Origin of the sequence: Mesorhizobium sp. M8A.F.Ca.ET.021.01.1.1 (genome assembly GCF_003998025.1) — a bacterium.
Classification (GTDB): Bacteria; Pseudomonadota; Alphaproteobacteria; order Rhizobiales; family Rhizobiaceae; genus Mesorhizobium.
In genome coordinates this window covers 1-7,264 of sequence record NZ_RZSJ01000296.1, presented here as the reverse complement: position 1 = coordinate 7,264, position 7,264 = coordinate 1, and the positions used below count along the sequence as shown (strand labels likewise).

Below are 7,264 nucleotides of genomic sequence, written 5' to 3'. Positions count from 1 at the left end.
GGCATCGGCTTCGAAATCACCGAAACCGCCGCCGTTACCAATTTCGATGCCGCCGAAACCTTCGTGCGCAAGGCGCGCGAGCGGCACTGCAGGGTCAGCCTCGACGATTTCGGCGCCGGCATGAGCTCGTTCGAATATCTCAGGCGCTTTCCGGTCGATGCCATCAAGATCGACGGCTCCTTCATCGAGCACGTCACGGAAAGCCGCTTCGACCGCGAGATCGTGCTGGCCATCACCAGCATTGCCCGCAGCCTCGGTTGCGCAGTCGTCGCCGAGAAGATCGAGCGGCAGGACACGGTGGCCATGCTGGATGACATGGGCGTCGAGTTCGGCCAGGGATTTCTGCTGCACCGGCCCGAACCGCTGGAGCGGATCGTGGCGCGGGCGGCGCGAATGGCCGGCGGCGCATCGAGACGCATGGCGTCCTGATGGACAAAACGCATGTCGCTCCAAAAGCGACCTGGATAGCGACATGCGTGAAGACGAAGACTTGATGCGCAGACTGAATCCGTTCAGCGCGACGCGTTCTGTTCAGCCGAGCCGGCGCGCCGCCACTCGCGAAAATTCCAGTACCCCCGGTTCCGGCTTCCTGTGCTGTGCTTCCGCCACTGTCTCGATCAACAGGTCGAGGGCCTCGCATGTCGAACGGCTCGTCTCGTCATTGCCGCGCAGATGGTGGTAGGCGCGTTCGAGATGGAGCCGGGCGGCTGAAAAATCGCTGGTCAATGGTCCCTCCATGATCCCGCCCTAATGTATTTTGGCCGGCCTGGCGCAAGGTGGGGTAAATATCCACAGGCGCTTTTAATTCAAATGCTGGCAAATGCCGCGCGGCGATGGCGCCGCCGTGTCAGGAGTGGCGGCGCCGCGGCTTTGCGCGGTGTGGCGGCGCGGCTAGACTGCGCTCTTTTGTCCGAGGTGAAATCGATGATCGTCCAAGCCTGCATCAACGGCGCGCGTCCGCGCGATTTCCATCCCAGCCTGCCGCTGACGGCGCAAGCGATGGCCGGCGACGCGGCGGCCTGCGTTGCCGCGGGTGCGGCCGAACTGCACATCCATCCGCGGGGCGCCGACGGGCGCGAAAGCCTGGCGGCGGTGGATATGACGGTCCTTGCCGTGCGCCAGGCCTGTCCGGGCACATTGATAGGCGTGTCGACCGGCGCCTGGATCGAGAACGATGTGGCGCGGACCCGCGCGGCGATCGCGGCCTGGCGCGAACTGCCCGACTACGCCTCGGTCAATCTCTCGGAGGCCGACGCACCCGATGTGATGGAGTTGTTGCGCGGGCAGGGCGTCGGCATCGAGGCGGGGCTTGCCACCACGGAAGATGCCGAGCGCTTCGTGGCGTTGGCCGATCATGGCCGCGTGCTGCGCATCCTGATCGAGATCGACATACCGGACCTGCCCACGGCCCTCGATGAGGCGCACGGCATCGCCGCCGTGCTCGAGCGCGCCGGCGTGCGGCGGCCGATCCTGCTGCACGGCGTCGACGGCACTGCCTGGCCGTTCGTGGAGCTTGCGCGGCAAAAGCGCTGGTCGACACGGGTCGGGCTGGAGGACGGCAAGACGCTGACCGACGGAACGGTGGCGAAGGACAATGCGCAGATCGTGGCCGCGGCCGCCGCAATCTTCCGCTCCACGAGTTAAGCTGAACCGCGGCCCGCCTCAGACTTGCTGGCCGTCTGGTGCAGTCCACGCACGCAAAACGTGTTTCTGGATCTTGCCGGACGCGGTGCGCGGCAGCGCCTCGGCGGGCAAGAACTCCTTCGGCACCTTGTAACGGGCGATGTGGGCGGCGCAGTGACTTGCCAGAGCGGCCGAATCCAGGACCCGACCGGATTTGACCACGACGAAGGCGCGGCCGACTTCGCCCCAGCGCTCGTCGGCGACGCCGATCACGGCGGCTTCGGCGATATCGGGATGGTCGAGCAGCACCATCTCGATTTCCATGGGATAGACGTTCTCACCACCGGAGATGAACATGTCCTTGCGGCGGTCCACGAGGGTGACGAAGCCTTCGTCGTCGCGCCGCGCGATGTCGCCGGTGCGGAACCAGCCATCGCTGGTGAAGGCGCGCGCCGTCTCTTCCGGCCGGTTCCAGTAGCCCGGCGTGATCGAGGGGCCGGACAGCCATATCTCGCCCGGTTCACCGGCGGCGACGTCCTGGCCGTCGTCGTCGACAATGCGCAGGCCGATCGTCGGCGCCGGCAGGCCGGCCGAGCCGGCCTTGCGGGCGATCCGTTCGGCCTCGACCGGCATGCCAAGCACGGTGCCGGCTTCCGTCATGCCGAAGCCATCGACCATGCGGACGCCTTGCGCCAGCCACCAGTTGATATCGATGGCCGGGTTCGGCGCGAAGTCGGGGTGTTCCCGCAGCATCCTGGCCATCTGCGGCACGCAGAAATAATGGGTGACGCCAAGCGTGGGGTCGGCCAGGCGGCGGTTGGTGGCAGCGGCATCGAAACCGGGCGAGATCATCACCGTGCCGCCCTGCAGCAGCGGCGGGCGCAGGCTGGTGACGAGACCGATGACGTGGAACATCGGGGCATCGCAGAGGAAGACGCTGGCATTGCCGACGCGCCCGAGCACACCGAAATTGACCGCCGTGGCCAAGGCGTTGCGCTCCGTGACGACGACGCCTTTCGGGCGGCCCGAGGTGCCCGACGTGTAGAGGATGATCGACGGTGCATCGCTGTCCGGCAAGGGACGGCGCGGCGCAGGTGCCTGGGCCTCGACCGCCCTTGCGAAGGCCGCGACTTCGACCGACAGGCAGCCTACCGGCAACGCTATTTCGAGTGGCGCGTCATGCAGCAGCAACACCGGGCCGCAATCGGCCAGGATCGCCTGCCGTTCGGCGCCGGCGAGGCGCCAGTTGAGCGGCACGAAGACGGCGCCGAGCCGCATCGCGGCCTGCTGCAGGATAAGCAGGTCGGCGCTGTTGCGGGCAAGCGTGGCGATCCGCTGCCCCTGTTCGAGGCCCCAGGCGGTTTCGAGGACGCCGACGGCGCGCTGGATGGCCCGGTCGAGCGCCGCATAAGTCCAGCGCCGGCCGGATGCCAGGTCGACGCAGGCAAGACGATCCGGCTGCGTCCCGGCGTGCAGGGCCACGGGATCCGATGTCGTCCAGGCCGGCATTCGCATCTCCTCCCAGATTGCGTCGATGGTTTATTGCGTCATCTGGCCTTGTCGTAGGCGCCAAGACCCGGTTTGTAGCTCTTCTCGTCGATGAACTGGCGGATGCCTTCCTTGCGGCCGTCATTGTCATGGAAGTTGGCCGCTTCCTGCGCCCGCACGAGATAGTCCTCGGCATTGTCGTAGGTCATCTCGGCGACACGGCGGATGGCATCCTTGGTCGCCTTCAGGGCAATCGGGTTCTTCTTCAAAAGAACGTTCGCGACCTCGGTGACACGCGTCTTCAGATCGGCCAGCGGCAGGCTTTCATTGACCAGCTTCCAGGCGGCGGCTTTCCTGCCGTCGATGAGCTCGCCGGTCAGCGCGTGGTACATGGCGTCGCGCATCGACAGGAGATCGACCACCACCTTGGTGGCGCCGCCGCCGGGCAGGATGCCCCAATTGATCTCGGACAAGGCGAATTGCGCCTCGTCGGCGGCAAAGGCGAGATCGCAGGCAAAGAGCGGACCATAGCCGCCGCCGAAACACCAGCCATTGACCATGGCGATGGTCGGCTTGCCATACCAGCGCAGGCGCCGCCACCAGCCATAGGCTTCGGACTGCGCCTTGCGGATGGCGCCGAGGCCCTTGGCTTCGGTCTCGCGGAAATACTCCTTGAGATCCATGCCCGCCGACCAGGCGCTGCCTTCGCCCGATAGCACCAGCACGCCGACATCGTCGCGGAATTCGAGCGCGTCCAGAACCTCCATCATGCGCCGGTTGAGCGGCGGGTTCATGCAATTGCGCTTGTCCGGCCGGTTGAATCGCACCCAGGCGATGCCATTCTCGACATCGAAGGCAACGGGCTCTTCGGTCATGGTCAGTGTCCTCCCTTGGATTTCACATGCACGGAAATTGCTATGATGCATAGCTATATATTTGCTATGTCGCATAGTCTTTTCTGCTTGACAAGGACTTTGATCGCGGCGATCGGTTCAACATGGAAGAGATTCACACCGGTCCCAGTGCGCGCCCCGATCCCGGTGAGCCGGGGGCGATGGCCGAAGACGCGCTCGACGCGCAGATCGGCTACAATCTCAGGCGTGCCTCGACCTTGGCCTTGAGTGATTTCGCGGTCGAACTGGCCGATGCGGCGCTGCGCCCGGTGACCTACGGCATGCTGGCGCTGATCGACGAACAACCCGGCATCCGTGCCGCGGAACTTTGCCGCCAGCTCGGCATGAAGAGCGCCAACATGGCGCCGCTGCTCGCCGAACTCGAGGGGCGGGGGCTGGTCGAACGCGACGACCATGCGGACGACAAGCGGGTACAGGTGCTGACCCTGACACCGGCCGCACGCAAGGCCATGCCCGGATGGCGGCAACAGGTTCGCCGGCACGAAGACCGCTTCCTGCATCGGCTGACAGCCAAGGAGCGGGCAACGCTGCTTCGCCTGCTGCGCCTCATCTGGACGGAGCAAGGCTAGGACCTTGCCAGCCGCCGGCGAACACAGCGCCGCCAGCCGCGCGGCAACCCATGTCATTTGAGGACAGATGAAATAAGGCCACATTCGAGGGCGATGGAGATGTCAAACAGCTTTGGAGCTCTCGCATGTCGCTATCCGGTACGACAACCCGCTACGGACGCCTCGCTCAGGCATTTCATTGGCTGACGGCACTGCTGGTGCTCATTGCCTTCCTGGTCTCCGCGGGTGGCCCTCCGGAGCGGGTCTATTCAGCGGCCAGGGCATCGACGCTGTTGCTGCACGAGTCGCTCGGCTTCGCCGTTTTCTGCTTGCTGGCCATTCGCCTGATCTGGCGCCGCTTCGATCGCATTCCCGATGCTCCGGTCATGCCGGCCTGGATGGAGGTCGCCTCCAAGGCAACGCATTGGGCGCTCTATGCGCTGCTGTTCGCGGTGCCGGCGACAGCCATGGCCGGCGCCTTGTTCGGCGGCCATCCGGTCACTGTCTATGGGCTGGGAGCGATCGGTCCGTTTTCCGGCACCTGGGGCGCTCCGCTGACCGAGATCCACGGCACGCTCGGCGATATCATGATGTGGCTCGCCGGCCTGCACGCGGCCGCCGCCATCTTCCATCACGTCTTCCTTCGCGACCGGGTGCTGAGCCAGATGCTGCCGGGCCTGCCCGATCCATCGTCCGGGCAGGGCGGCTGAACGCGGTCAGTCGAGAATGATGCGGATCGCCTGATCGACGACCGGATGCAGGCCGCTGGCCTGGAAGGAGAGGCGATTGCCGGAGCCGACATTGCTGGTCATGGCGATGGTGAGGTCCGTCTCGGGATCGTGCAGCATGACGGCGACATAGCCTGGAATGCTGCCCTGATGCCCATAGAAGGCACGGTCGGCATAGGTGCTCTGGAACATGCCGGCACCCGTCTCGCGCATGCGCGTGCCTGGAAAACTCGCCGGCACGCGGTGTTCGAACATCTCGGCGAAGAAGGGCTGATACAACAGCTTGCCGCAGAACAGGCCCCGCATGAAGCCCACCATGTCGGATGGCGTCGACACCATGTCGCCGCAGCCATAGGCGGCGCCGAACGGGAAGGAATCCGAAGAGTCCTGCAGCTCGTCGGAATAGGGCAGCACGCCGTCCATGCGCCACATCTCGCCGCCCGAGGCGATGTCGGTGGGCGCGTTCGGCGCCGGCGGCGGCCGGTGGTAATAGCCGCGCACCATCGATGTTTCCGGGAAGGGTTCGGTCGCCGGCGACCAGGTGTTCTTCAGGCCAAGCGGGTCAAGGATCGCGCTTCTGACATAGGCGCCCAGCGGCTGGCCGGTGACGGCCTCGATCACCATGCCGGCCAGGACATAGCCGGTGTTGTTGTAGACGGCGGGTCCGCCCGGCGCCTTCTGCTTGTCGGAGGCGAAGGCGATGTCGACCAGCTGTCGCGGCGTCCATTGCCGGCCCGGGTCCATCGGAATGTAATATTCGAATTCCGGCAGGCCGCTGCGATGGTTGATCAGCTGCCGCACCGAAATGTCTTTGGCGCCGGGCAGGTCCGCGAACCAGGAGGAGATCGGCGCGCCAAGGTCGAGCTTGCCGGTCTCGGTGAGCTTGACCAGGGCGGCGGCGACGAAGGTCTTGGTGCAACTGCCGATCTTGAACAGCTGGTCTGAATTGACAGGGGTGCCATGCGCGCGGTCGGCGAGGCCGGCGGTAAGGGCCGTTGGTGTTGAGCCACCCTTGGCATAGGCGAGCGAAGCACCGACAGCGCCGTCGGCGAGGTAGGTGTCGAGTAGGGCGTTCAGGTTCTTTGTCATGGATGTCTCGCTTTCCTTTTTTCCTTCTCCCCTTGTGGGAGAAGGTGGATCGGCGCGCAGCGCCGAGACGGATGAGGGGTGCGTGACGGAGTGAGGCGTTGGCGTTCCCTGGAACACCCCTCATCCGACCTCGCTTCGCGAGGCCACCTTCTCCCACAAGGGGAGAAGGGAAGGGCGGCGCTCCGCTCTATTCCGCCATATCGACCGCAGCGAAATTCTGCCGGCCGAAGGGGTCGAGCACATAATTCAGCACGCTCTTGCGGATCGGGATCGCCACCATCGAATGGGCGATCGGCGCCACCGGCACCTCGGCCTTCAGGATCGCCTGCGCCTTGCCGTAGATCGCGGCGCGTTCTTTCGGGTCGGCGGCGACGCGGCCTTCGTCCAGCAGTTTTTCGAAATCCTTGTCGCACCAGCGCGAGCGGTTGGAGCCGCCCTTCACGCCGTCGCAGGACAGGAGATAGCTCAGCATGTTGTCGGGGTCGCCATTGTCGCTGCTGCCGCCGAGCAGGAACGTGTCCTGTTCGCCCGCCGCGGTGCGCTTGAGATATTCGCCCCATTCGAAGCTGACGATCTCCGAGTGCACGCCGACCTTTGCCCAGTCGGCCTGAATCATCTCGGCCATGCGCTTGGCGTTGGGGTTGTAGGGGCGCGACACCGGCATCGCCCACAGGCTGATCTTGAGGCCGTTTTCGTGGCCGGCCTCCTTCAGCAGCTTCTTGGCGCCATCGGGATCATAGTCGATGCCGGCATCGGTGACGGCGCCGAGCTGCGCCGGCGGCACGACGCTGCCGGCTACGGTGCCGGCGCCGGCATAGACCGCTTCGACGATCGCCTTGCGGTCGATGGCCTTGGCCAGTGCCGTGCGCACGCG

9 protein-coding genes are annotated in these 7,264 nt (G+C 65.5%); 4 read left to right on the top strand and 5 right to left on the bottom strand.

Annotated features, from left to right (window positions below):
* Positions 1-429, top strand: a 429-nt coding sequence (locus EOA36_RS21380) for an EAL domain-containing protein (protein ID WP_145969245.1), incomplete at its 5' end; no start/stop codon positions are given.
* A gap of 102 nt (positions 430-531) precedes the next feature.
* On the opposite strand, the gene EOA36_RS21375 is transcribed toward EOA36_RS21380, so the two are convergent.
* Positions 532-726, bottom strand: a complete 195-nt coding sequence (locus EOA36_RS21375) for a hypothetical protein (protein ID WP_189553295.1) — start codon at positions 724-726, stop codon at positions 532-534.
* Positions 727-924: 198 nt separating this feature from the next.
* Between EOA36_RS21375 and EOA36_RS21370 the strand changes: the two genes are divergently transcribed.
* A complete protein-coding gene (locus tag EOA36_RS21370; protein ID WP_127279310.1) occupies positions 925-1,644 on the top strand; it encodes a 3-keto-5-aminohexanoate cleavage protein in 720 nt (239 codons plus the stop codon).
* An 18-nt stretch (positions 1,645-1,662) separates the two neighbouring features.
* On the opposite strand, the gene EOA36_RS21365 is transcribed toward EOA36_RS21370, so the two are convergent.
* Positions 1,663-3,132: an AMP-binding protein gene (locus tag EOA36_RS21365; RefSeq protein ID WP_245464427.1), complete on the bottom strand. Its 1,470-nt coding sequence runs from the start codon at positions 3,130-3,132 to the stop codon at positions 1,663-1,665.
* A gap of 38 nt (positions 3,133-3,170) precedes the next feature.
* Positions 3,171-3,986, bottom strand: coding sequence for a p-hydroxycinnamoyl CoA hydratase/lyase (locus EOA36_RS21360; RefSeq protein WP_127279308.1), 816 nt, complete (start codon positions 3,984-3,986; stop codon positions 3,171-3,173).
* Between the two features lie 122 nt (positions 3,987-4,108).
* On the opposite strand from EOA36_RS21360, the gene EOA36_RS21355 reads away from it, so the two are divergent.
* Both EOA36_RS21355 and EOA36_RS21350 read left to right on the top strand, forming a co-directional pair.
* Positions 4,109-4,594: a MarR family transcriptional regulator gene (locus tag EOA36_RS21355; RefSeq protein WP_245464426.1), complete on the top strand. Its 486-nt coding sequence runs from the start codon at positions 4,109-4,111 to the stop codon at positions 4,592-4,594.
* 125 nt (positions 4,595-4,719) lie between these two features.
* Positions 4,720-5,283 (top strand): cytochrome b, encoded by a 564-nt coding sequence (locus tag EOA36_RS21350; protein ID WP_127279307.1) that lies wholly within the window; start codon positions 4,720-4,722, stop codon positions 5,281-5,283.
* 6 nt (positions 5,284-5,289) lie between these two features.
* On the opposite strand, the gene EOA36_RS21345 is transcribed toward EOA36_RS21350, so the two are convergent.
* Together EOA36_RS21345 and EOA36_RS21340 are read right to left on the bottom strand one after the other, a co-directional pair.
* Positions 5,290-6,390: a serine hydrolase domain-containing protein gene (locus tag EOA36_RS21345; RefSeq protein ID WP_127279306.1), complete on the bottom strand. Its 1,101-nt coding sequence runs from the start codon at positions 6,388-6,390 to the stop codon at positions 5,290-5,292.
* Between the two features lie 187 nt (positions 6,391-6,577).
* Positions 6,578-7,264, bottom strand: a 687-nt coding sequence (locus EOA36_RS21340) for an ABC transporter substrate-binding protein (protein ID WP_245464425.1), incomplete at its 5' end; no start/stop codon positions are given.